Source organism: Mucilaginibacter sp. P5_A4 (assembly GCF_056400605.1).
Map to the genome: position 1 here is coordinate 1 of NZ_JBFUKX010000153.1, position 969 is coordinate 969.

Here is a 969-nt window from a genome sequence, read left to right on the forward strand (position 1 = left end):
TTGTTAAATCATGTACAATACTATTATTTGAATCATTAACCTCAAATACCAGTGTACCGGCAGTTTGTTGGTTCCAGTTTTTGAAAGTAAGATTATATGAAAAATGATTTTCAAAATCCTTTACATAATCAACTTTGAAAGTCTTGTTAAAAAGCCAGTAATCGGTTTTGCCGCTTTGGAACGAGGTAAGTGCCGACTGCGAGTTATTTATTGAAAAAACTTTTCCGGGTTTATCAATATCATACCGGTAGCTAATCCTAAAATAATCGTTGGGGAAACGATAAGGCGGTATATTATTTAATGAAAAATAGGTACTTAAGTTAAATTTGAATTTAGTGTCCCGTGTTCCATATGCTGTATAACCTTCTAAATAGATGGATCTGTTGAATTTCGGCGTAGTTCGTCCGCCTACCTGGAAACGAGCCCCTTCTACATTATCAAAAGCATATGTAGCCCCCGTCGGGCCTATTTGTACGGGGCCGAGGTCGCCATATCCTCCTGTGATGGTTGCTGCAATCCACGTTAATCTTTTAAAAGAGGGCATACTTTCCAACCGGTTTATATGCTCATAAAGCTGTTGCTGCTGAGTGGTAAGCGTATCAGTCCTGTTTTGTCTCCAGTAGCTGGTATCCGGCCTGTTGGAGTTTACAGCAGTTTGTAAACTTTTACCCTGGTAAAACGCGGCCGGAAGTGGTGAATTTAACTTATAGTGATCATAATACACCGTTCGCTCGCCAAAAACTCCGGTTCCTTTTTCTTTTTTTATACCAAAATCTGCTTTTACATCACTTTTGCTCAGGTAATAGCGCCCGTCGGGGTGTTGTTCAAAATCCAGCCGGATTTTAAGGCTGCGCATAAAATTGATATTGATTTGCTTATTTACATTAAGCTCACATGATTCAACAGCGTAATGCCCATCCATGGTAACCAGTAATTTGCCCTCAAAAAGCAAATCACCTTTATTACGGG

At 39.5% G+C, this 969-nt stretch carries 1 protein-coding gene; it reads right to left on the reverse strand.

Going from position 1 to position 969, the window contains the following annotated elements; genetic code table 11:
- Positions 1 to 969: DUF5686 family protein (locus tag AC1DQW_RS27765; protein ID WP_477457033.1), on the reverse strand; the 969-nt coding region annotated here is incomplete at both ends.